The sequence below is a fragment of the Brevundimonas sp. P7753 genome, assembly GCF_013386595.1.
In the GTDB taxonomy this organism is placed as follows: Bacteria; Pseudomonadota; Alphaproteobacteria; order Caulobacterales; family Caulobacteraceae; genus Brevundimonas; species Brevundimonas bullata.
The window spans coordinates 213-591 of record NZ_JACARP010000231.1 but is presented as its reverse complement, the minus strand read 5'-3'; the positions used below and the strand labels follow the sequence as shown (position 1 = coordinate 591).

Annotated in this window: 1 pseudogene; it reads left to right on the top strand. The window is 75.2% G+C overall.

The features are described 5' to 3' along the window. A pseudogene (locus HX774_RS19315) lies at positions 1-379 on the top strand (right-handed parallel beta-helix repeat-containing protein); the annotation flags it as partial.

Genomic DNA, 379 nt, shown 5'->3' with positions numbered 1-379 from the left:
GCCCGCCGCCCGCCCCTGCACCACCGCCGAACTGAGCGCGCTGACCGCCGAGGCGACGGCGCCCTATCGCCTGACCTGCCGCGCGGTGCTGACGCCCGGCCAGAGCATCGGCCGCTCCCTGCTGATCGAGGGCGCCGAGGCCTCCGGCGCGGGACTGGACTGCCAGGGCGGCCCAGTCGGGCGACCCGGCGTCGCCACCACCACGCGCCAGCCGACCATCGCCATCTGGTCACGCCGCGTCTCGGCCCAGCACTGGAGCCGCCCCACCGACATCCGCATCGAGAACTGCGTCATTCACGGCGCCGTACGCGTCTGGGGCATGGGGGCGGACGGCAGCTATGACGATCTGCGCGCCTCGTCGCGCACCGCCGCGCACACG